The sequence below is a fragment of the Paenibacillus taihuensis genome, assembly GCF_003386535.1.
Lineage (GTDB): Bacteria > Bacillota > Bacilli > Paenibacillales > Paenibacillaceae > Paenibacillus_Z > Paenibacillus_Z taihuensis.
Genome location: NZ_QTTN01000015.1, coordinates 50,303 through 72,909, shown reverse-complemented (window position 1 = coordinate 72,909; position 22,607 = coordinate 50,303). Strand labels below are relative to the sequence as shown.

Genomic DNA, 22,607 nt, shown 5'->3' with positions numbered 1-22,607 from the left:
GCTCGGACCTCCTTGTGATGAACTGCCTAATCTATCGGAAATGCCGTTCTGTTTCTTTCGCATGAACAACATCTGTCTTCAAAATGACACAATCAAATATATTCATGATCTCGCTGCGCGCTTGGTGGATGAATCCGAGCACCGACTGCTCCAGCTTGCTCGTGCTAAGCGAAGCATTAACCCAGATTTGCTGATTCATCAGGACAATGGACATATCGTTATGCGACGGATACCGGTAAACCTCGTCGAACACATTCGTTTCCGAGTACATATCTGGGAGAACAATAGAGAACATCATAACAGGCGGCTCATCACCCATATCCGTGATGCGAAACTGCTCTTGAATCGGATAGTTGTCTTTGGTCCAACGACAACCGTGCAAGTAAGCGGGATCCGCTTGCCACACAGGTTCGAAGCGGCCCGTTGCGTCTTCAAATAATTCTTTATAAAATTCGAGCAGTTTCATCATAAATGATCACCTAATCGCATCGTTGTCTGTCCCAAATTGCCTTCCTCCTTCAAATTACCGCTAAACTCTAAACTGATTATAAAGGTTAAGTATTTGGTAAGTTCTTAATGATCGTTTGAATTGTGTGATTTTGGAACGATTTTATTTGGAAAGTGTTAGCCGGGACGTGAAAATGCACAAAAAAAGACAGCCTCTGCCTGCTGTTTCCAGCAAACCGGACTGTCTCTAGCTTATTTATGTGTGTTATTGCGCACGCGCTCTGCAGAATGCGACTACATCCTCGTACGACATCGCGCCGCCAAAGATATCAAGCGCACTGCCGATCGTAATATCAAGCTTGCCTGCAGCAAGATTCCGGAACAGCTCGAGATCGTCGAACGAACGGGCACCGCCCGCATATGTCGTCGGAATTGTTACCCACTGCGCGAGCTGATCTACGAGGTCAGTCAGAATACCGCTCCGCTTGCCTTCCACGTCAACTGCATGAACGAGATATTCATCGCAATATTGCGCCAGCTCCCCCAGATGGGAAGCATTCACTTCGAAGCTGCTGAACGTCGTCCATTGATTCGTAACGACGAACCACTTGTCATCGCGTTTCTTGCAGCTGAGGTCAATGACCAGCTTGTCCTTGCCGACTTCAGAGACGATTCGCTGCAGGTTGCCCATATCGAGCTCGCCATCGCGAAAAATATAAGAGGTGACGATGACATGCGACGCGCCTGCTTCGAGATACTGCGCTGCATTCTCGGCGCGAATGCCGCCGCCGATCTGCAATCCGCCCGGATACGCGCGAAGTGCCGCCAATGCGGCTTCCTCATTCCCCCCCCCGAGCATAATGACATGCCCGCCGGTGAGCTGATCGCGCTTGAACATATCGGCATAATACGCTGAATCATGCTCCGATACGAAGTTCTCAACGACCTGCTTGTCATCGTTCTGACTTAACGTTTCTCCGACAATTTGCTTCACTTTGCCTTTATGAAGGTCAATACATGGTCTGAATTTCATTAGGTCCCTCTTCTCTCGTTAGCTAGCTCTAGCCCGCTTCACACTTAACCGGTAGAGTATGTATCCAAGCCAAGCGCCAATCGTATTCAGAATGACATCGTCAATGTCAAAGCTGCCGCGATGAAGCACGAGCTGCAGCAGTTCCAGAACGAAGAGCGCAGATATAAATAGCAGCGAAAACCGGATAAATCGCAGTCCGAGCAAATACGGCAGCACGAGTCCGAACGGCATAAACACCGCGACATTCCCGACCATATTGACGAGCCAATATTTGGCGTCGAAGCTATCCGCATGTTCGAAGTAAAGACGGACGGTTTGGAGCGGAATGACGTTATAGCGGTATTCGGACGGATGGACTGCCGAGCGGCCAAATCCGATAAACATCCAATAAAAAAGCAACAGCGTATAACCGATAATGATAAGTGCGTATAGCTTCTTCATGTAAACGCCCCGTCCCCCTTGCGAGCGAAGGCTGCCTCCGTCGCTACGGCTTCCGCATGACGACTGCTGATTGACTCGTATTAATCTAATATTTTCTGATAAGAAACCGAGTCCAACCAGCGGTCAAACTTGCTCGCGATTTCTTGATAATAGGCCACTTGCTTGTAGCCAAGTTTATCGAACAAAGCTACGCTGCCCGTATTCTCGGTACAGATTGCAGCGATCAAGGAATGGAAATTAAGCTCACGTGCGACACGCTCAATGAATTCTGCCGATTTGCGGCCGAGTCCTTGACCGATAAACGCCTGGTCCAGATAAATGCTGACTTCCGCTGTCACGTTAAACGCAGGACGTTTCTTATGCTGAGTAAGCAGCACGTAGCCCGCATATTGCCCATCCACCAGCACAACATAGGAGCGGTACAAGTCCGACAACGGCTCGATGAGCGTCTTTATTTGCTCGGATGTATATGGATACAGGTCATACGTAACTGTGGTATGGTCCACATAGTAATTGTAAGTATTGCGAACGTTTTCTAAGTAAATATCCGAATAGCTTTCGAACGTAATCTCTTTCATCTAAGTCGCACCCATCCTCATCTTCGAATCATGCTGCTATTCCCATCGTTCAATGCTGTACACTCTTGTTTTGCCCGTATTAGGCTCTTCCTTCACGGTGTAAATCCACTCATATTCATTCATATCGACACGACCGCTCGGGTAATAGACGCCGATCTTCTCGGTAATATAAAACTTGTATTCACCGTTTATTTTCTGGATATTCATAATTTGGTAACGGATCAGCTTTTCCTTAATATTCTTCGATGCCAGCCTGCGAACGAGCCCTTCTTGCTGCGCATAGAGCGGTCCGGCCGGATCAAGCAGCCCTTCCACTAAGGAGAAACGGTTCTTGTTGACCGCCTCCACGATGGACTCTTCATAAGCATTCATCGTCTTGTTTGCGCCAGTCTCCGTATAATCCATCTGTTCACCGATCGCTGGCCCTTCCGATTTCGGCTCATCCTTCGCTGTACAGGCACTTACCAGCAGCATCAAGCTCAGCAGCGCGCCTAGCGTCGCCGTTCTGTACATGGTTGTAATCTCCCGTCTTAAATATTTTTCTTTAGTTCTCGGTGCTCACCGCTCGTTCATAGATCATAATGGCTTTTCCATCCGGCAGCTCGGCCGGACGAACCTCCACACAACCATGACTTTGCCAGAAGCGGTGTCCATTCGGATTATTCGCAAGCACGCCAAGCCTGTGCGACTCGACGCCTCGCTCACGCATAACATGATCGAACAGTACCATGGCAGCACTTCCATAACCTTGACCGTGGAAGCGGCCATTAATAATCAGCAGTCCGATCCACGTGCAATTGTCCTTGGGATTGTGCATCAACAGCTCAAGAATGCCAACATATTGATGGTTGTGATCGACAAGCAAATATCGTTCAGCTCCGGCTTGTTCGGCATCCTTAAGCTCGGCAGCAATGTCTTCGGCAGTTAGTGTTGCTTTGTCCTTGGAAATCAAATTGAACATCGGATTGCTATTAAAAATATCAAGCTCATGCTCAATATGTTCTGAAGTTGACCGAATCATCGCCAGCATACTTGACCGCTCTCACTTTCACTCATGTCCAAATAAATATAAATCATAGTTTACCACGTTTGCACGCTCTTCTGGAATATCTGCACCAAATAAAATCCGCCCTATATTTCTTTCCACATCGGATTCAGCAGCACCATATGAATATGGTCCTCCCAATGGCCGCTAATGCGCAAATAATCACGGGCAATGCCTTCATGTTTAAAGCCCAGCTTCTCGACAACTGTAAGCGAAGCGCCATTGCGGGGCATAATATTGGCTTCAATCCGGTGTAAATTCAGCTCGCTCCACGCGAACCCGATTACTTGTGCGAGCGCCTCCGTCATATATCCTTTGCCACGCACGGACACATCAGTCCGATACCCGAGGTGGCAGGACTGAAAAGCCCCTCTTACAATATTGTTCAGCGTTATTGTGCCGAGCAGCGGTGCGTCTCGCTGTTCCGATTCACTGAACCAAAATTTCGCACTTTGCCCGCTGCGCATGCTCTGCAGGTCATTCAGAATGAATTGCTTTTGCACGTCTAAGGTGTAATAGTCGTCATTTCTTGCCGGCTCCCATTCGAGAAGTGCCTCTTTGTTTCGCAGTACAAAATCAAGAGCTTGTTCTGCATAACTCTCATCAATGGCACGTAACACTAGCCGTTTCGTCCGAAGTGCTGGTATATGTTCATTCATTGTCTATCATCCTTCACTTTATCACTTGCCACAACGAGAAGATACCGAAGCCGAGCAGCACGAGCCCGGACAACCGGTTAATCCACATCATCGCTCCGCCGCTTAGCGTTGTGCGGAATGCGCCAATTACGATACTAAGGAACAGCCACCAGAGCATTGAACCTGTAAATACACCAACTACGAGCAGCACGGAATCTGCGGTTGTTGCCCCTGTCACCTGGAGTCCTGCGAAAATGCCAAGGAACGATAAGATCGTCATCGGGTTCGTAATTGTCAGCAGAAATGTCGTTAGATACGCTGCGGCAGTATTGCGGCTCATGCCCGCTTCCGCGTTCGGAGCTGCATTGGACCGAATGGACTGTACACCCAAGTAGCATAGAAACAGCCCGCCGATCAGGCTCATCCAGAACCGCTGCGCAAGCAATCCGCTCGTAATGAGATCGAAGCCGAATGCCGCGATCAAGCCGTATAGACCATCTGCCGTCGCAGCGCCCAACCCAGCGAAAAATCCGTACAGTCTACCCTGATTAATCGTTCTCTTCATGCACAATACACCGATCGGTCCCACAGGAGCCGCGATCGATAAACCAATAAGAATCCCTTTCCAAACCAACATTCAATGACTTACCTTTCTTCGCTCTAGTTGTCCATATCCTTCATGATCTTCCACTATCTTAGTGTAACCGATTTAACACACTTACGCCCACCTACAAATTTCAGGTGATAATCGTCAATTTCGGCCAATTCCGATCCCAGCCCTTCTTCGTTATCCGGTCTACGTAGTAGCCGTGATCCGGGAAGTATGGACTACGCTGTACACGCATCTCGAATAGATCGGCTAACCCATGCGGGCAGCAAAGCTCTAACTGATCGCTGTCATTCAATCGTACGCCGATTGCTGTAACCATCTCTGGCCAATGGCTCAACGCATGTGAGGTAGAATGATACGGCTCGAAGCCGTTTTTCACATGCATTCTCGCTTGATTTTTGACCGACCATCGCGGATTTTCAGTTGCTTTAATGAGCTTTTGTTCCAGCTCTGCATCCTTTAAGGGTGAAAGATCATCGGCGTCGTAGTACACCACGTCGATGTCGTCATGAAGCGATCGACTGCTGCTATACCCACTCAGCCGATCCCAGACATAATTACGAATACATCCTGCGGCAATGTAACACTGCGGCAGCTGCAAGCTGCGCACTAGGCGCAGATCGTCCATGAGAGTATCATGCTCCATAAGAAACAGGATAAGCTTATGCTTTAGCAGCTTTTCTTCTTCGGCTTGCTGCGCTGACGCTGACACTTGGATTCGCAGCCTCCTTTGCTCTTGTCAGTTTACAAACTTTAATGTATGTTTAGCGTATTAATGGGAAATAGAGGTCAAGTAGACCATGAGATTTCATAAATCCGGCATCATTTTATTCACCGAGCATTATGAGAAGACCCGTGCATTCTATATGCTCCAATTGGGGTGATATTACCGATTTTGCAGATGAGGTAGAAGCTATTCGCGAACGCGGGGCGGAAGTCGTCGTACAAGCTTTCCATTGGGGCACAGTAGGCGTGCTCCATGATCCTGAAGGGAACCGAATTGAGCTCAAGGATGCACTCGTAGCGGCAACTTAGTTCACGTTCTCATCTTCAAAAGCCTTACCAATAGGCGTTGGGAAGCCGTCCATGCTGGCAGAATTTTTTCTTTTGCGATAATCGATGAGCTTCTCCTCGCCATGGTTAGTCGCCCAGTTCAATAATTGATCGCGCTCTCCCTCATACGAATAGTAAGGAACGCTGAAGCCGCATGAAGTTTTTACAATCTCAATCTCGGAAACAATGATCTGCCGGTAGCCAGGATAGAGGGTAAAATGCGCGGCAACCTCGTCCCACTCCGGTGAAGTAGGGAGAACGACCTGACCTGTTCCGTACAGCCTTAGTATGAGCGGTTTCCCATCAAACGCGACGAACATGTACGTAATCCGATTCACTGCCGACAAGTGTGCACTCGTTTCGTTGCCGCTTCCCGTCAGATCGAGATACGCGACTTTATTCGGCGACAAGATTCTGAAGGCATCATACCCTTTTGGCGACAGATTCACATGTCCATCCTCTGCTGCAGTGCCGACGAAGAACAGCTTCTGCTCGCGGATAAACGATTCATGCTCTGGCAGGATCGTTGAATACGCAGTTCCCAATGGATTCACCTCTTGGCAATTGATATAAGCCTCATGCGTCGTATTTGTTCTCGCTGCTTTCTCTTCGCTGGAGGTCACGCGCCAGCGCTTCTTTACCCGGATCTTTCTTCGGCAGTCTCGGCAGTTTGCTGTTGATATCTGCCAGCAAGATAATGATGATTCCTAACATAATTACAATGACAACGCCCATTCGGGCAGCGCCTCCCACCGGATCAGAACTTGATGACAAAGAAGATTTCACCGACATTCCCGTCGTTAATTCCGTTTATGATGCCGCATTCGAAGAATCCCATCTTGCGATGCCACCGTTGCGGATCCGGCTCATCCGCTTGGGAGGAGCTGTACAGCGCGTGGACACCTTGCTGCTGTAGCTGCGTGATTACAAAGTGAAGCATCCGCTTCCCGATCCCGCCGCCACGGTACTCTTCCTTCACTTTAATAAGCCCGATATATGGGAACTGGGACCAGAGATGCTCCAGCTTCAAATAACCGACACAGCCTCGCTCATCTTCTGCCAATAGAATATCGTGATGCTCGAGTTTCCATACCAAAATATGCTCAGGCGTATATCGGTCAAAGCTGGAAGCAGTTGCAAGATCTGCAGCATTGCCGTAGCGAATTGTAATTTCCATACTGCCACCAACCTCTCTCTTAGGTCTTCTCTCCAAGGAAGGCGCGAATCAGTTCAGAACAGTTCAGACGTTCATTCCCCATCAAGTTATGCCCCGAATGCGTGAGCGCTTCTACATGACATTTTGCGAACATGGATTTATAGGTCTCTACATCGGGTTCACTCAAGAGCGAGCCTTCCAGTGCTCCTCGGAGAATAAGCGCATGCTCTATGAGCTCAATCGGCGCTGAGAGATCGATCTGCTCCGCTTCATGCTGGATGCCCCAAACAGCAGCCGGACGGATATTGCCCGTTCGCTCGAATGGAATGAGATAATTCGTTATGTAATCATCCGCCCAGCCTTCCGGCATCCGGCGATGCTCTGCTGGATAGTCGCTAAGAAGCAGCGAAACTGCCTGCACGGAACCGTTGCTGCTGAGTTGCTCCTGTACATAGCCAAGTGCATACGACACGCCTCGCGAATGAGCGAATAGATGAAACTGTTCTAAGCCAGAAGCTCGGATTACAGCTTTCATGTCTGCAATATGCGAATCGAGGTTATAACCACTCGCAGGCGTATCGCTGCCTCCTCTGCCTCGGAAAGAAAGGACTACACACCGCCGTGGCAGCAAATATCGCATCAAATCCATATACTCTTCAGCCGTCTCCGACAACCCCGGACAGATTAGCAGCGGTGTCAGCGTTCGATCGGCAACGTCTACTGAATCTAAATAATGAATAAGAATACCATCGTTGCTCGCATGGCTAGCACGAAACTCACGCTCCATCACAAGTACCTCCACGGTTAGTTTGCTTCTGCCAGCACCTTCAACTGCTCATTGCGATACTTAAGAAAATTGTACATATAGCGGCGAAGGACGGCCCTTTCAACGAGCCAGCCAACAACGCCAAGAGGCGCTGCAAATTTGAGCCGATCTCTCATCAGCGTCATCCCATGCGCACATTCAAAATAATGCTCGTGCCGCAAGTACTTGAACGCGCCCCGCTGCATCTCATCTACGAAATAGTACGGAGCATGATACGCTGTAATTAGCGAAGTCAGCCGCTGTCTAACGCCGAGATGTGTCGCTTCGAACGTCACGGTCTCGCCATTCCCGATCGGTCCGGTCGTAATGCCTGCAACGGCACGCTCTTTTGTGTGCGGCCATACGGTGCGCGTATGCACATCGATATTTCGAGCCAGATCGAAGCAGCGCTCAAGCGGCGCATTAATCCATACTTCTGTTTCCACGGTGACCATTTGTTAACTCATGCTCCTCTTACGTTGTTTAACCATTTATTTTGTCAAAAGAACGCTGCCGGGTATTGAAGTTCCCCCGCAATCCCCTTCAATGCGCCATCATACAGCTCATACGCCATGAACACGTCATCGGGCACTGTAAATTGCTTGAGCTCCATGCCGAAGCTGCTCGCTGGCCGAAATCCGAATCGCGGATAATAGGTTGGATGTCCAATAAGCAGAACCGCCGCATAGCCTAATACTCGACTCCGGTTCAACCCTTCACGAATGAGCAGCCCTCCCACTCCTCGCTTCTGATGAGCAGGAAGTATGGCGATAGGCGCAAGGACAAGCACATCGTGGCTCGTACTCCCATTGACGATTGAAGCTTTACTAATGAGCAGATGCCCGACAACACTGCCATCCCGATCCGCCACAAGCGACAGCTCGGGAATGAATTCCGCCGACGACCGAATGCGCGCAACCAAATCCGCTTCATCATCTCGATTGCCGAAGGCAGCGTAATTCACCTCGCGAACAACAGCGTAGTCGTCGCTAGTTTCCATTCTAATGAGAATTTGAATAGGATCATTCTCCATCTGTTTGACTCCCTCCTAGCTTGTATAGCTTGGCGGCTTGCGCATGACATAATCGAGATATGTAATTTCCATGCTGCATCCCTCCCTGATTCTCTAGCACTTCGACATCAATCGAGCATTTTCCTTTTTTACCCAAGAGACTGACGTCGATAGGCAATTGCTCCGCTGCAAATGGCTCCCCGTCATCCGTCATTTTCCAAGGACATCCTCCCTAATATAAACGCCTAAATGTAAGGGCAACGGGGCATCTGTCCAATCGCCGAGCCCTGTTTTTCATACTATATCGTATACCGGGTGCCGAACAAGAAAGCTTAAATGCAGCAAAGGGCACCGGAAATACCTGTTAAGGGAGGAAGTTGCATGTCCGGTATGCACGGTGGTTTCACTTCTGCTGGCGTGATCTTGGTGTTGTTTATCCTGCTGGTCATCGTAACCCGTGGAATTTTCTTCTAAACAACCCCATTGATCCGATATTGTAAAAACCGTCGAGAGGCTGGACCTCTCGACGGTTTTTCGGTTTCTACCAAGCGTACGTATAGAGTGCATGCGCCACGCCGTCTTCTTCGTTGGAGAGCGTCACTGTATCTGCTGCATCCTTAACGCCCTCCGGTGAATTCGCTACAGCGATGCCAAGCCCTGCGAATTCCAGCATCCCGAGATCGTTAAAATAGTTGCCGATCGCCATCACTCGGCTCGGATCAATGCCTCTGGCAATGGCGAGCTGCTTCAGCGCCGTTCCTTTGCTCGCTTCCTTATGCATTACATCGATGAAGAATTCGCCGCTGCGGATATGCGACAGCCCATGATCCCAGCCGTTCCATTCTGCTTCAACTCGGTCGAGGTCGGCTTTGTCGCCGAACAGCGTGAATTTCACAAGATCATTCGGCAATGGCTCATCCGAGCTGCGCATAACCGGTTTCGCTTCAAACATCTTATACATCTCTTCCGCTTCCGGCGTAATGCCCTCAATCAGCATCTGGAACGCGGTATTATAGTCAAAATGCAAGCCGCCGTTCTTGCAATAGTCGCGGAATCGTGCAACTTCACTCGCGTCGATGCTGTACTGGTGCAGCACCTCGCGCTTCGCCGCATCGATCGTCGCCGCTCCGTTATGCGTAATCATCGTGCCGGACAAGCCAAGCGCATCCAGCACCGGAAGCGCAGAGCCCGGTCCGCGACCTGTACATAGCACGATCTCCGCACCGCGGCTCGCCGCTTCTCTTACTGCATCGCGTACACCAGGTGTCAGCACATGCCCATCCGTCAACAGCGTCCCGTCAATGTCGAGTGCGATCAAATCATAGTTAAGCTTGTTCATTTCTCTCCCACCATCCTATTTCTATCTCTTTATCTGTATCTATTTCGCGTGCACATTTTGCAGCGACTCCAGTTCCGCCTCCGTCAGCGGACGATACGAGCCGAGCGGAAGCGACTCGTCAAGCGCGAGCGGTCCCATCGAAATCCGGCGCAAATAAACGACTTTCTTGCCGACGGCCTCGAACATCCGCTTCACCTGATGGAATTTCCCCTCATGAATCGTTAGCGTAATTCGGCTGTAAATGCCGTCTTCCCGACTCTCTTTCTCGCCGATAATTAGCTTCGCCGGCATCGTCTTATACCCATCATCAAGCGTAACACCTTCTGCAAAAGCTTCCTGGTCGCTCGCATCCACATCACCATGCACAATCGCTTCATACGTCTTCGGCACATGCTTCTTCGGCGACAACAGGTCATGTGCAAGCTTCCCGTCGTTCGTCAGCAGCAGCAGTCCTTCCGTATCCTTGTCGAGCCTGCCGACCGGGAATGGCTGGAGTACTTGATCATCCGGGTCAAGCAGATCAATGACCGTACGATCGCGCGTATCCTCCGTTGCGGAGATAACGCCTTGCGGCTTATTCAGCATCACGTAGATCGTATCCTTGTATATCACCTTCTCATCATCGATCATAACCGTCTGCGAGTCCGGATCAAGATTCAGCCCGAAGTCTTTCACGACCGCCCCATCGACTGTAACCCGCCCTTGCTTAACAACCTTGCGAATTTCGCTCCGTGTACCGAAGCCCATATTTGACAGCAGCTTGTCCAGCCGCATTCGTTTTGCCATGTGACTCGTATCCTCCAAACGTCTCTAGCACTTCATCCTATTGTATAACAAGTGCAGTATATTGACCAACGGTGCTGCATTTTCTAATGTGAAAAAGCCCCTGCCCGACATATCGGGAGGGACTTCGTGCTTATATGTTCAGTCTTCGGGATGCAATCGTATATCAAGCGGAATTTCCGCAAGCGCTTTCGCAAGTATTCGCAGCTGATCATCCACCACCACGACTTCAAACGGTGTAAAGGCTGGACGAGCATCCGCCTCGCTGGTCAGCAGCGTCAGACTACTCGCCACATCAGCGCGAAGCTGCCTCATATCAAGGCCCATCTCCACATCTGCATACTGTACCAGCTTCTGCTGCGCTTGGTTGAACAGCTTGATGGCACCGGAGAAATTATCATTGCGCCAATGGTGCAAACCAACTGCCGCCTGCAGCAGCCCTTGGTAAAGGAGATTGCGGCCCTCCTCCAGCCACAGCTCCTCCATTACCTCATGGCATTCGAAATAATCCTGGTCCACATTAAACAGGACGACAAAATGGACAAACCGTTCATCGTACGGATGCTCCTCGTATCGTGCCGTCACTTAAGTGGTACCGCCCTTCTTCGCCCGGCTAATTGCCGTCTTAATCTCATCAGACAGCATTCGGATTCCGAATGTATCCTCCTGCTCCCACAGCTCGTTGAACCGCAGTTGGAACTGAACCGCCTCACGTACGCGATTGAAGAAGTACAGCTCCTGAATATCGCTCAGCACGCTCGTGAACATGTTCGACTTCTCTTCGAAATCCCGCTGTGCATCCAATATCTCATTGCGAATGCTCGACATCTCTGAATCCAGCACGGAGGCCGCCTCTGCCGCCTTCTTCAGACGGTCACGCACTTCATCGGGCAAGCTCTCCTTATATTTGTAGTTCAGCGAATGCTCGATCGTCGCCCAGAAATTCATCGCAAGCGTACGAATTTGAATTTCCGCCAGCACATGCTTAAGCCCAATCGCCGTCTGAACCGGATACTCCACGATCATATGGTAGCTGCGATAGCCGCTTTCTTTGAAATTTGTAATGTAGTCCTTTTCATATACGAGCTTCAGGTCCTTACGCAAGCGTATGAATCCTGCTACGCGGTGAATATCGTCGACGAACTGGCACATGATGCGGATGCCCGCAATGTCCTCAATTCCGGTATCAATCTGCTCCATCGGTACGGACAAGCGCTTTGCTTTCTCCAATATGGAGGAGATGCGCTTCACCCGCCCGGTCACGAATTCGATCGGCGAGTATGCTTCCCGATTCTTCAATTCGGTGCGTAGTGTCTTCAGTTTGACCTTCAATTCTTCTACTGCTTGCTCATATGGCTGTAAAAATAATCCCCAGTCTCTTCCGTCCATCCGGCCGCCTCCTATCTTAAGACCGATGATCTGCTCCTATTGCTTCTGTAATTGATTTGAATCCATCTCTGCGAAGCGCTTCTTTCAAGCCGCCTGCGAGTTCGCGCAGCAGCTCGGGCCCTTTATAGATGAGGGCAGTGTAGATTTCTACAAGACTTGCGCCTGCGCGAATTTTATCGTATGCATCAGCAGCCGTAAAGATGCCGCCTGAACCAATAATGGGCAGTTTGCCGCCAGTTTGGCGGTAGACTTCGCGAATGACCTCTGTCGAACGCTCCTTTACCGGCTTGCCGCTGAGACCGCCGGTCTCCTTCGCATTCGGATGCTGCAGCCCTTCACGGCTGATCGTCGTGTTCGTGGCAATAATGCCGTTCACGCCGCTTGCTACTATTGTATCGACTGTGTATGCAAGCTGTTCATTCGTCATATCCGGGGCGATCTTCACCAGCACCGGCTTGCGTGCCTCGCCAGCTTGCTTCGCCTGGACGTTCATCTCATCCATGACCGTTTGCAGCAGCAAGCGCAGCTCATCGCCATGCTGGAGCGCGCGGAGATCCGGCGTGTTCGGCGAGCTGATATTGACGACGAAGAAGTCGCCATATGTATATAGCTTCTGCAAGCAGATGCGGTAATCTTCGTGCGCGAGCTCATTCGGCGTCGTCTTGTTCTTGCCGATATTTGCCGCGATTGGAATACGGCGGTTCGTATCCTTGGCAAGCCGCTCTGCCATCGCATCTGCGCCATCATTATTGAAGCCCATTCGGTTAATGAGCGCTTCATCTGAAGGAAGCCGGAACAGGCGAGGCAGATCATTGCCTGCTTGTCCTTTCGGTGTTACCGTTCCTACCTCCGCGAATCCGAAGCCGATATTCGCAAACATATCGACCGCTTTCGCGTTCTTATCCAGGCCAGCCGCAAGTCCAATCGGATGGGCAAAATGAAGGCCGAACAGGTCAACTGCCAGTTCCCTTGCCTCCTCTATTCCGTACATCGCACGCATCAGTGCGGGAATGCCCGGGACCTTGCTTGCCGTATGCAACCCATCAATAACCATATGATGGGCCTTCTCGGCATCCATCCGAAAGAAATAAGGCTTGGCCAATTTCGTATACAACACTTACGTTCACTCCGTTCTTCGTGTTAGCTCTATCGAACAGTTTAACGTGTTAAGCAAGAAAAAGAAAGAGCCCGCCCCCGCTTTCATAAGGGGCAGGCGCTACATTTTCGCGAGGTTGCCTAGTTGTGCGCATGAAAGAAAACGGTTACAATAGCGGTATATACCCATTCAATGTGAAAGAAAGGTTGATCCGCATGAGTCAAGCAAAGAAAAGACCACCGGTAATGAAGAAACAACAGAAGGAAGAAATCAACAAGAAGGCGCTCATTTGGATCGGATCAATCTTTGTTGTTGTCGTTATTATTATGGCCATTCTGCTTGTTGTTGATAAGTAAGCTTCGAGCTAACGCTTAACTCTCGCTACAAACTTTAAGTTACAAGCTTTAAGCTTCAAGTTTCTAACTTTTAATTAAGCCATTTATAAACGACAGCGGTGTTCGTCTCGTCCTGCACCGGCTTCAAGCGGAAACGCTCCGAAGCCTTAGGTGTACTGGCGGGAAGGACGCCGCTTTTTATGGTTACCTTCGTGCCGAGCGGCACTAGATCGTACAGCTCCTCGAGATCCTTCTGCAGCATGCGCACGCAGCCATGCGATTCATCCATGCCGATGCTGCCTTGGTCTTGCGTGCCGTGAATCGCGTACAGCGTCTTCGACAATATCATTCCCCGGCTGCCGAACTCGCTGTCGTCCCGACCATTCGGATGGCGTACCTTCTCACTTATATAGAAGCTGCCTGCCGGGGTCTTCTGCCCGCCAAGTCCAACTTTATAGCTCCGCACAATGACATCGCCGCTGACAACGGCCAGCTGATGCTTATCTTTATCGATGACAATCGATAACGCATCTTCCGGCAGCTTCGTATCATCCGCGCTCGAGGAAGATTCACTCTTCGCACCTGCCTGGCTCGCCGCTGAATTACTCTGCTGTACAGACCCGCTTCCTGATGCTGAAGGCTTACCGCCCATCGCAGATGCATCTGCACGACCAGAACTAGCCTTAAGCTCTGTTAAGAGCTTCGGGAATAGCTGCTGCATCGCCCCCGAAGTACCTGCAAGCACATTGTTCGGGTAAGGGCGGGTCAGATCGCTTAGACGTGAAGGCCAAGCCTTGTAGATCCAACGATATTGCACGATCGCGCTGCGAAGCGTCCATTCCTGTTCTTGCTGCGCGCTCCACTTCTCGTACATTTTATAGGCAGCGGTCGAATCGCTCGGCTGGCAGTCGCAAGCAGCACCGTCGAGCAAGTTCACCGCGACCGGATTCGCATCGCCTTGCCGCTTCGTCATGGCGAGCAGCCGCGTGCCCCCTGTCCAGCTGCGCCACTTGCCGTTCTGCTGAAGCATGGCAGCAATGCCTGTCTGCGTACCGCGGCCCGCTCCTCTCAATAGCGCGCTAAGTGCTTTCCCCATTGTATCGTCACCAGCCGGCTTCACAATAGCGACATGCAGCCCTGGCGGATCGCTTTGCGGAGCCTGGGCACCGCCTGTTTGTGATTTTCCCCCTCGCTGCTGAGACGCTGCTTCATCCTTTGTATCACTCAAAGCTGTTTCTTTTGGCGAATCTGCTTCGTCCTTTGCCCAGCCGATCGGCATTATGAGCATGAGGCTGGACAGCAGGATCGTCGCTGCCGCGGTTCGAGCGGCCAGCATCGTCAGCTTCTGCTTCCGGTTCCACTTCGCAATTAATGCTTTAGGCTGATTCGCCAGCGGATGCTCTTTGCGTTCATATGCATCATATATGCTCCCGGATTGCAGGAAGCAATAATTCGCCTTCCCTTCTTTGTCTTCGAGCAAATATTGCTTGCCGAGCAAGTACCACGCCATTCGGTTCTTCGGGTGGTTCTGCACGTAGCGCTTTAAATAGCTCATATGATCTTCTTCCAGCTGCACGAGTAGGACCTCCTTGGTCTCAGGCTAAACTCTGTACGTACTATATCGGCAAAAAAGCCGTCAGGTTTGCACCGGACGGCTTATATTTTCATTTTATTACGAGAATTGCTTATCACGGATGAGAACTGCGTGCACATCATTGAGCCATTGCACGTCCAGTCCCATCTCTTCTGCGAAGAAACGGACAGGCAGGAACTGCCGGTTCTTGGAGACGAATGGCGCTTTCGGCAGCGCCACTGTCGTGCTCGCTCCGCCGTCGATTTGCTTCGTCACCTGCGCAGAGCCATTCTTCACCGTATAGCTTGTCTTACCAAGCTTAAGCACGGTTTGGCCGGTCGCATATTGCACTTTAAAGCCGAGCTTCTCTGTGAGCACACGGACAGGTACGAACGTGACACCGTTTTGAATGACTGGAGCAGCATCGCTCACCAGCTCCGTATGATTATACAGCAAGTGGGTGCTGCCATTATCCTTCAAGCCTGCCGGAGCTTCGTATGGCGCAACGATTCGTACCGTATTGCTGCCCGAATCCGCAACCGCGAATGCGCCATTGCCGACCCATTCCACATCTGTTGGACGGTTAAAAGCTGCATTGCGAGCAATACCGCCGGCAATCCCTTCTTCCTCCGGCATACCGGCAACCGTAATCACTTTGCCATTCGTCAGGTAGCGGATAGCATGATTCAAGGAATCCGCGATGAGCAGTCCGCCATCCGGCGTTACGGCAAGTCCGCGCGGGGAATGCAGCTTCGCTGCAGTTGCTGCTCCGTCTGCGAAGCCTCCCTCTGCATAAGGCGAGCCATCTGCATAAGCAAGCTTCTCGTCCGACACGCCGCCTGCTACCGTTGTGACGTTACCTGTCTTGAAATCAATATACCGAATCCGATTATTGCCGGTATCGCTAACGTACAGATTACCTTTCGCGTCGAGCGCCAAGCCGCTTGGTTCATTGAATTTCGACTGGCTGAGCGGACCATCCGCATAATCGCCAACCGATTCAATCGCCCCTGGATAATATTCAATAATACGCGTGGACGGCGCATTCAATGTTGTCACTTGGCCGTCTTTAATTTGACGGATGACATTGTTGAGCGTATCTGCAACATAGATCACGCCTTCTTTGCTCACCGCAATATCAAGCGGATGATAGAAGCTCGAGCCTGCTGCCGCTCCGTCTGTACTCCCCATGACACCGGTGCCTGCAAGCGTCGTAACGACGCCATTCGTTGAGAGCTTGCGAATACTGTTGTTGCCCGCATCAGCGATGTAAATCGCACCACTCGAATCAGCTGCGAGGCCAGACGGCGCGTTGAACGATGCCTTTGCCGAGTCGCCGTCAAGCAAGCTGCCGAGCGGCGCGTTGTATTCATCGGCTCCGATAAACATCCCTGCCGCAGTTGTTGTGGTTGCAGCCGTAACGCCGCGAAGCATCTGATTGCGTGCATCTGCAACAACGTAGCTCCCCGTCTTCGCGGAGTAAAGCAGTGATGTCGGCTCACGGAAAGCAGCCGAAACCGAGCTGCCGTCAACCCGGTCAAATACGCCAGAGCCTGCTAACGTATGTACTTCATATAATGCCAAGTTACCTATTGAAGGCTGTACGACATTGCCTGCTGCTGCGGAGCTGCTTCCGCTAAACGTGCCAACCGTCACTGCTGCAGCCAGCAGCAGTGCGGCACTTTTTGAACGATTCATCATGAAGGCCCTGTCCTTCCTTATACGATTCTCGGTATCACTTGGAGCGTTATATCCGAGCCTTTGACCACTTCGACCGGATTGCCATTCTCATCGACTGCGGTAATAGATTTAATCTTGAATGTGATTGATCCAGCAATGTATGACTGTGCTGAGACAAGGAAAGGAAGCCGAACAAGCGTCGTTTCGCCATTGATCTCTACCGAGCTGCCGTTAAACTTGACAACGCTATAGAACAACGTCGAAGTGTTCCCCGTTCCTTGAACTACACGGTAATCATCTACGCTGTTCGCACCCGGCACGGTTCCGGCCGATTCCGGTTCAACGATAAAGCCCGCTGCGCCTGCACGGTAATAGAGCGGGTCCATGTCGAAGTCTGAATTTCCAAACTGAGCTTTCGTGTTGTCGTATTCTACTTCAAGCTGATAACCCATAATTTTGTTCGAGCCTGTGAAGCCTTTAAATGCAAGGCCTAAATCGATATAGCCTTCTAGCACTCCATTCGCGGAGCGTCCATTATTCAGCAAGCTTACTGTCGGCTTCGACACTACGCTGCCAGATCCGCTGCTCGTATTGTCTTTGGTTGGAATGCTAGGCAAGCCGGCAGAAACGCGATTCTCATCGATACGCTTCTTCTCTTCTGCGGTTAGCTGATTATAATAGGTTTGGTTAGCCTGATCCTGCTGTTTCTTCAGTGCTTCCTTGTTTGCTTGTTCCTGCTGATCGCGCAGCTCCTGCGCTTTCTTAATGGCATCCTGTATTGCTTGCTGCAATTGCTGCTGCTCTTGCGCCTTCTTGTCGGCCGCTTTCTTCTGCGCCTCTTCGAACTTCGCTGCAAGTTCCTGCTGCTTCTTCTCTTTCTCGCTCAGGATGAGCTCGCTCTTCGTCGATGAGTCAATCAGTTTCTTGCCAGACTCTTTATTAATTTGGTCGATCACGTCTTGTGCGACTTTCTTCTGATCGATCGCTTCTTTTGCAATAATCGATACCAAGTTATTTAAGTTATTGACCATGCGCTCAAGATCTTCAGGCGATTGGATTTGACCGCCAAAGTTATCCTTGTTCGGCTCCGAACCGATGCTCTCTTTGGCCTTATCCAGCATTTGCTTCTGTTCAGCTGCGATGGATGCAGCATCTTTCAGAATGGCTTTCACCAAATCCGGTGAAGCTTGGCTTACGAATGTGCTGAGATCCACCACGGAAACGGATGTTTCAAGCCCTTCGTCTCCATCCGCTTCCCCCAGCTGCTGCGACGGATAGATCGTGACCGAGTTCGGCATGTCCGAATTATCGCCTGTCGCATGACGATCTTTTGTCGTAGTCGATTCAACGACGCCTGCTGCCAGGAACACTTCCGTCTTACCTGTGATTGGATTCACCTTCACGAAGAAATGAGTCCCCCGCACACCCATGATCGAAGTTGGCGTTTCCACTTCGAACTGGTCGCTTGCGTTGGAGACGGATTTGACCTTCACCCATAGCGAGCCTGCCCAGACACTCATCTTCGTCTTCGCGCCGCCGCTGTCCTTCATCTTCGAGAACGTGACCTGCGAGCCCGTGCTTATGCTGATCTCGTCTTGATCCGCTGCGCTGCTTGACAATGAAAGCGTAACTTCGCCGTCTTTGCCTGTAGCAATTTGGTCGCCCTCGTTCAAGCTCATATTGCGAAATGCTTTAAACGACTTTGCTCCGCCTGACTTGAGCACGTTCACCGTACCGCTGATCTCCTTAACGACCGCAACGCGCATAACTTGAGCGGAAGCGTGACCCTCGCCGGCTAGCAACGAACATGGCCCAATAATGAGCAGCAGGCAGAGCAACATTAGGAGCGAACGACTCTTTCTATATATGCGAAACCTCATGCCCCTTCTCTCCCAACATGTAATTGATTTTCACCTAATTGAACGTCTTCTTGCCCTTCTTCGGCTTCACCCAGCACTTCCGTGACAAGAACCGGCTTCTCCTTGCCCTTTACTTTGATCTCGCCGATCGTCTCTGTGATGAACTTTCCTTTCACGCGGGCAAGCGTTTCTTCGCTGATTAGAATTTGACCCGGCTTCGCATTCGACTCGAGCCGTGCCGATAAGTTCACCGTATCGCCGATTGCTGTATAGTCGAGGCGCAGCATCTGCGAGCCGATGTTGCCGACGACCGCCGGTCCGCTGTTAATCCCGACACCGAATCTTACCGGTACGCCGATTTCACGCAGGCAGCGCTCTTCAAGTTCAGCCGATTGGCGTTTCATCTCAAGTGCCGCCCGCACAGCCAGCTCCGGATGGTTTGGCTGCGAAATCGGAGCGCCGAAGATCGCCATAACACCGTCGCCGATGAACTTATCGAGTGTGCCGTTCCATTTGAAGACTGCTTTCGTACAGATATCGAGGTATTCATTCAACACTTGAATGACCTGCTCTGGCTGAAGCTTCTCGGACATCGGCGTAAAGCCCCGGATATCGACGAAGATTACGCTAATATCGCGTCGTTGTCCCCCTACCGTCACTTCTTCGCCGGATGCGAGCATCTCATCCACGACTGTACGAGGTACGAAACGACCAAATATATTCGTAACGCGGCTTCTTTCCCGTCGCTCGGTCACGTAATGACTGACGACCGACCAGATGAACGCCGAGGTCATCGCCAGGAACGGATATGTAAACGTAATAAATAGAGATTTAAATTGATAGATTACGATCCACGCCAAAATGTAGCCAGCAGCCAGCCCGCCGTACACAAGGAATGCTTTGGCTCCAGTCACACGCTCCAATATGAGAATGGTGAGCAAGGTAAGCAGTACGATCAATACGTAATTTACAGCTGGGTCTGCCTTGGTAGAGAACTTACCGGCTACAAGCGACTGCACCATGTTCGCGTGAATTTCGACTCCGTACATCTTAAGCGTCGAGCTGAGCGGCGTTAAGTATTCGTCCTGAAGACCAGGTGCGTATGGTCCGATCAACACAACATCACCTTGATAATAATCCGCAGGCACATTGCCAGATAGGACATCAAAGAACGATTGCGAATCATAGCCGGTCTCCGCGCTCATCTCTTCTCTAGGCTTCGTATAGAACTCCGTTGCGATTTGGTTGCGATTGTTGACCGGAATGCGTTCATTGCCGCGATACCAGCCCGATTTCGATTCATTCCAATTAATCTGATGATCCTGATCGAGCAGATAGTTTGCCAGCTTAACGCTGAAAGCCGGAATCATCTGCTGTTCATTATCTTTAAGACCAACCGTCAACATACGGACCGTGCTGTCCTGGTCCTGCATGACATTGATATGGCCGAGCTGGCTCTGGCTCGCTCCAATCGTGTCTGCCGGGTAGGAGATCGACTCTGTCTCCAGCTCCCCGGCGTCATCCTGTCTTGCTTTGAAGTTGAAGACAACCGGCAGGATCACATTCGAGTATTTCTTCATCGTTTCCGCCATAATCGCGTCGCTCTCCGGATCTTTCCCCGGTTCCGCCAGCACGACATCGAGTGCAATCGCTTTCGCCCCTGCATCTGCGAGCATCGATATCAGCTGCGCATAGAGACTTCGGTCCCACGGAAATTGACCTAAATTATCGAGCGACGGCTGGTCGATCTTGATCAGTTTAATGTTGACGTTAGGCGCCCTCTCCGCGTCAGACTGCTGCGTCACTTTGTCCTGCAAGTAGGACTCCGTCCGGGTCAACGTACCGCCTGTCCCTAGACTGCTAAGGAAGGACCAGAACAAGCAAATGACCAATGCCGCCGCGGTTGTCAACAACCATTTACGCTTACGCATAATTACCTCCTATTCTAGTAGGGAAAGGATAAAATTGCCTCGTATTCTTTTCTTCTATTCTATTGTAGGGCTGCAGTCATTGGCAATAATAATTGTCGAAAAAACAAGAAAAGTCCCATCCCTTGTCGTAACAAGGAATGGGACTTTAGTGGGATCCTATGAAGCGCGCTTAGTTATTGAAAGCAGCGTCTGCAATTTTAATGGAATCTGTCGGGCAGCCGTCTGCTGCATCTTGCAAGTCGTCATATAGATCAGATGGAATTTCAGTGTTTCCGTGGTTGCCGTCGCCGCCAAAGATAACCTCTGCTAGACCTTCATCGTCGTAGTCATAAATATCCGGTGCCGTTGCGCCGCATGCACCGCAAGCAATGCAAGTATCTTTCTCAACCCATGTAAACTTCGACATCGTTTTCCCTCCTATTAGTTGTAAGCATAAATCGCTTACATGTAATAACCATTTAGCGAACAACCTTCACTCATCACTATATAACATATGCTCGTCTGTTTGCAAGGATGTCCCTCTAATTCGTTTGTTGCGAATGAGCGCAGAAGGGTCGTCGCCAAGCATCCCCGCTGTGAGCACCGCGTCTTCCCCGAACTTGTCTCTAAGCATATCCATCGTCTTGGTCAAGGCATCCTTGCGAGGCTGCTCTTTATAGTCGAAGAGATCCAGCTGTACCGCTGCCTCTGATTGAAGCGATAGATTCTGAAGCGTGATGCCAAGCAGCCGTATAGGCTCCCCTTCCTTCCAATGCTTATCGAATAGCTTGCAAGCTTCTCTGTGAATATCATATGCCGAATCCGTGGGCGATGTTAGCGTTACGGAGCGATTAAACGTTGACATATCCGGCCGCCGCATGACGAGCTGGATCGTAGAAGCCATCATCTTCTGCCTTCGCATTCTACGGCCTGTCTGATCCGCTAGATTAAGCAGCACCCGGTGCGCATCCTCGCGCTCTTTCAAGTCCTTCGGAAGCGTCGTCGTGTGCCCGATAGACTTGTTTCGCTCCCTGTCCGCACTGACTGGTGCGTGATCATGTCCATGCGCCGCCGCTTTCATCCAAGAGCCAATGACGCCAAAATGCTTGTTCAGCATCGCTTCGTCTGCCGCCGCTAGCTGCCCGATCGTCCGGATGTTCAGCCGAATCAGTTTCTCTGCTGTCTTGCGACCGATACCGAATAGCGAGTCACATGGCTTGTCCCATAAAACCCTGGGAACATCGCGAATACGCAATACGGTGAAGCCGTTCGGCTTCTGCATATCCGAGGCCATCTTCGCGAGCAGCTTATTCGGCGCGATTCCGATCGAACAAGGCAGGTTCCACTCGGATTGGATTCGATCCTGGATCTGATGCGCAATCTCCAGCGGCTCCCCAAAAGAAGACGAACCCGTAATGTCCAAGTAGCACTCGTCAATCGACGTCGCTTCTACTAGCGGCGTATACTGTCTCGCAATCGTCATAAACCCTTGCGAGTATTTGCGGTACAGCTGAAAATCCGGCTTGATCAGGATCATATCCGGACAACGCTTCAGTCCCTCACGAACGGTCATCCCTGTCTTCACCCCGAGCTTGCGGGCGGCATAAGAAGATGTCACGATAATGCCTCTGCGCTGCTCGACACTGCCAGCGACAGCATTTGGTTTTCCTTTATAGAGATGAGGCTCCTCCGCTTCGTGTACCGAGCAATAGAAGGCGTTCATATCGATATGAAGAATAATCCGGTTCTTGCTTGTTTTCTCTGACGTCGTATCCTTCTCCACCGCTGCACGCACCTCCTCATCTCATTTCATCCTTCAACTAAC

At 50.8% G+C, this 22,607-nt stretch carries 29 protein-coding genes; 3 read left to right on the top strand and 26 right to left on the bottom strand.

Annotated features, from left to right (window positions below):
* Positions 1-31: 31 nt before the first annotated feature.
* The 9 genes from A8990_RS14155 to A8990_RS14115 form a co-directional block, all read right to left on the bottom strand.
* Positions 32-469, bottom strand: coding sequence for a hypothetical protein (locus A8990_RS14155; RefSeq protein WP_116189687.1), 438 nt, complete (start codon positions 467-469; stop codon positions 32-34).
* A gap of 243 nt (positions 470-712) precedes the next feature.
* On the bottom strand, positions 713-1,480 hold the full coding sequence (gene hisA / locus A8990_RS14150; protein WP_116189686.1) for a phosphoribosylformimino-5-aminoimidazole carboxamide ribotide isomerase: 768 nt from the start codon (positions 1,478-1,480) through the stop codon (positions 713-715).
* An 18-nt stretch (positions 1,481-1,498) separates the two neighbouring features.
* Positions 1,499-1,921, bottom strand: a complete 423-nt coding sequence (locus A8990_RS14145; protein ID WP_116189685.1) for a VanZ family protein — start codon at positions 1,919-1,921, stop codon at positions 1,499-1,501.
* 80 nt (positions 1,922-2,001) lie between these two features.
* Positions 2,002-2,499 carry a GNAT family N-acetyltransferase gene (locus A8990_RS14140; RefSeq protein ID WP_116189684.1) on the bottom strand — a complete coding sequence of 166 codons (498 nt, stop codon included), beginning with the start codon at positions 2,497-2,499 and terminating at the stop codon, positions 2,002-2,004.
* A gap of 36 nt (positions 2,500-2,535) precedes the next feature.
* The gene (locus A8990_RS14135) at positions 2,536-3,012 is read right to left on the bottom strand and encodes a TcaA NTF2-like domain-containing protein (RefSeq protein WP_116189683.1); all 477 of its coding nucleotides are present in this window, start codon (positions 3,010-3,012) and stop codon (positions 2,536-2,538) included.
* 31 nt (positions 3,013-3,043) lie between these two features.
* Positions 3,044-3,529, bottom strand: a complete 486-nt coding sequence (locus A8990_RS14130) for a GNAT family N-acetyltransferase (RefSeq protein ID WP_116189682.1) — start codon at positions 3,527-3,529, stop codon at positions 3,044-3,046.
* Positions 3,530-3,630: 101 nt separating this feature from the next.
* On the bottom strand, positions 3,631-4,203 hold the full coding sequence (locus A8990_RS14125; protein WP_116189681.1) for a GNAT family N-acetyltransferase: 573 nt from the start codon (positions 4,201-4,203) through the stop codon (positions 3,631-3,633).
* Between the two features lie 13 nt (positions 4,204-4,216).
* Positions 4,217-4,819 carry a LysE family translocator gene (locus A8990_RS14120; protein WP_116189680.1) on the bottom strand — a complete coding sequence of 201 codons (603 nt, stop codon included), beginning with the start codon at positions 4,817-4,819 and terminating at the stop codon, positions 4,217-4,219.
* A 100-nt stretch (positions 4,820-4,919) separates the two neighbouring features.
* Complete coding sequence (locus A8990_RS14115) at positions 4,920-5,504, bottom strand: nucleotidyltransferase family protein (protein ID WP_342772838.1); 585 nt, start codon at positions 5,502-5,504, stop codon at positions 4,920-4,922.
* A 143-nt stretch (positions 5,505-5,647) separates the two neighbouring features.
* Here A8990_RS14115 and A8990_RS14110 point away from each other — a divergent pair, with 143 nt between their 5' ends.
* Complete coding sequence (locus tag A8990_RS14110; RefSeq protein ID WP_116189679.1) at positions 5,648-5,827, top strand: VOC family protein; 180 nt, start codon at positions 5,648-5,650, stop codon at positions 5,825-5,827.
* Here the strand turns inward: A8990_RS14110 and A8990_RS14105 are convergent.
* From A8990_RS14105 to A8990_RS14085, 6 genes are read right to left on the bottom strand one after another with little or no spacing between them, the layout of a single operon-like run.
* A complete protein-coding gene (locus A8990_RS14105) occupies positions 5,824-6,390 on the bottom strand; it encodes a pyridoxamine 5'-phosphate oxidase family protein (RefSeq protein ID WP_116189678.1) in 567 nt (188 codons plus the stop codon). The genes A8990_RS14110 and A8990_RS14105 overlap by 4 nt on opposite strands.
* 31 nt (positions 6,391-6,421) lie before the next feature.
* Entirely contained in the window at positions 6,422-6,580 is a 159-nt protein-coding gene (locus tag A8990_RS31555; RefSeq protein WP_181909579.1) for a hypothetical protein, read from the bottom strand.
* Positions 6,581-6,602: 22 nt separating this feature from the next.
* The gene (locus A8990_RS14100) at positions 6,603-7,022 is read right to left on the bottom strand and encodes a GNAT family N-acetyltransferase (protein WP_116189677.1); all 420 of its coding nucleotides are present in this window, start codon (positions 7,020-7,022) and stop codon (positions 6,603-6,605) included.
* A gap of 19 nt (positions 7,023-7,041) precedes the next feature.
* The gene (locus tag A8990_RS14095) at positions 7,042-7,788 is read right to left on the bottom strand and encodes an alpha/beta fold hydrolase (protein WP_116189676.1); all 747 of its coding nucleotides are present in this window, start codon (positions 7,786-7,788) and stop codon (positions 7,042-7,044) included.
* 17 nt (positions 7,789-7,805) lie between these two features.
* Positions 7,806-8,261, bottom strand: coding sequence for an SRPBCC family protein (locus A8990_RS14090; protein ID WP_116189675.1), 456 nt, complete (start codon positions 8,259-8,261; stop codon positions 7,806-7,808).
* Between the two features lie 44 nt (positions 8,262-8,305).
* Positions 8,306-8,839: a GNAT family N-acetyltransferase gene (locus tag A8990_RS14085; protein WP_245996015.1), complete on the bottom strand. Its 534-nt coding sequence runs from the start codon at positions 8,837-8,839 to the stop codon at positions 8,306-8,308.
* Between the two features lie 360 nt (positions 8,840-9,199).
* Here A8990_RS14085 and A8990_RS14075 point away from each other — a divergent pair, with 360 nt between their 5' ends.
* Positions 9,200-9,292, top strand: a complete 93-nt coding sequence (locus tag A8990_RS14075) for a dihydroorotate dehydrogenase (RefSeq protein ID WP_116189673.1) — start codon at positions 9,200-9,202, stop codon at positions 9,290-9,292.
* Positions 9,293-9,359: 67 nt separating this feature from the next.
* Here the strand turns inward: A8990_RS14075 and A8990_RS14070 are convergent, their stop codons facing one another.
* From A8990_RS14070 to A8990_RS14050, 5 genes are all read right to left on the bottom strand, one after another.
* On the bottom strand, positions 9,360-10,157 hold the full coding sequence (locus tag A8990_RS14070) for a Cof-type HAD-IIB family hydrolase (protein WP_116189672.1): 798 nt from the start codon (positions 10,155-10,157) through the stop codon (positions 9,360-9,362).
* Positions 10,158-10,196: 39 nt separating this feature from the next.
* Positions 10,197-10,943, bottom strand: a complete 747-nt coding sequence (locus A8990_RS14065; RefSeq protein WP_116189671.1) for a pseudouridine synthase — start codon at positions 10,941-10,943, stop codon at positions 10,197-10,199.
* A 138-nt stretch (positions 10,944-11,081) separates the two neighbouring features.
* On the bottom strand, positions 11,082-11,525 hold the full coding sequence (locus A8990_RS14060) for a DUF309 domain-containing protein (protein WP_116189670.1): 444 nt from the start codon (positions 11,523-11,525) through the stop codon (positions 11,082-11,084).
* Entirely contained in the window at positions 11,526-12,329 is an 804-nt protein-coding gene (gene yjbM / locus A8990_RS14055; RefSeq protein ID WP_116189669.1) for a GTP diphosphokinase, read from the bottom strand.
* Positions 12,330-12,345: 16 nt separating this feature from the next.
* Complete coding sequence (locus A8990_RS14050) at positions 12,346-13,446, bottom strand: quinone-dependent dihydroorotate dehydrogenase (RefSeq protein ID WP_116189668.1); 1,101 nt, start codon at positions 13,444-13,446, stop codon at positions 12,346-12,348.
* A gap of 194 nt (positions 13,447-13,640) precedes the next feature.
* On the opposite strand from A8990_RS14050, the gene A8990_RS31550 reads away from it, so the two are divergent.
* On the top strand, positions 13,641-13,781 hold the full coding sequence (locus A8990_RS31550; protein WP_181909582.1) for a hypothetical protein: 141 nt from the start codon (positions 13,641-13,643) through the stop codon (positions 13,779-13,781).
* Between the two features lie 70 nt (positions 13,782-13,851).
* Here A8990_RS31550 and A8990_RS14040 read toward each other — a convergent pair whose 3' ends face one another.
* The 6 genes from A8990_RS14040 to A8990_RS14015 all read right to left on the bottom strand — a co-directional run bounded on the left by A8990_RS14040 (position 13,852) and on the right by A8990_RS14015 (position 22,565).
* On the bottom strand, positions 13,852-15,336 hold the full coding sequence (locus A8990_RS14040; RefSeq protein WP_116189666.1) for a L,D-transpeptidase: 1,485 nt from the start codon (positions 15,334-15,336) through the stop codon (positions 13,852-13,854).
* A 96-nt stretch (positions 15,337-15,432) separates the two neighbouring features.
* Complete coding sequence (locus tag A8990_RS14035; RefSeq protein WP_116189665.1) at positions 15,433-17,034, bottom strand: NHL domain-containing protein; 1,602 nt, start codon at positions 17,032-17,034, stop codon at positions 15,433-15,435.
* A gap of 17 nt (positions 17,035-17,051) precedes the next feature.
* The gene (locus tag A8990_RS14030; protein WP_181909578.1) at positions 17,052-18,854 is read right to left on the bottom strand and encodes a FecR family protein; all 1,803 of its coding nucleotides are present in this window, start codon (positions 18,852-18,854) and stop codon (positions 17,052-17,054) included.
* A gap of 35 nt (positions 18,855-18,889) precedes the next feature.
* Positions 18,890-20,803 (bottom strand): adenylate/guanylate cyclase domain-containing protein, encoded by a 1,914-nt coding sequence (locus tag A8990_RS14025; RefSeq protein WP_116189663.1) that lies wholly within the window; start codon positions 20,801-20,803, stop codon positions 18,890-18,892.
* 169 nt (positions 20,804-20,972) lie between these two features.
* On the bottom strand, positions 20,973-21,209 hold the full coding sequence (locus tag A8990_RS14020) for a ferredoxin (RefSeq protein WP_116189662.1): 237 nt from the start codon (positions 21,207-21,209) through the stop codon (positions 20,973-20,975).
* A gap of 66 nt (positions 21,210-21,275) precedes the next feature.
* Positions 21,276-22,565 (bottom strand): DNA polymerase IV, encoded by a 1,290-nt coding sequence (locus A8990_RS14015; RefSeq protein WP_281272505.1) that lies wholly within the window; start codon positions 22,563-22,565, stop codon positions 21,276-21,278.
* Positions 22,566-22,607: the final 42 nt, after the last annotated feature.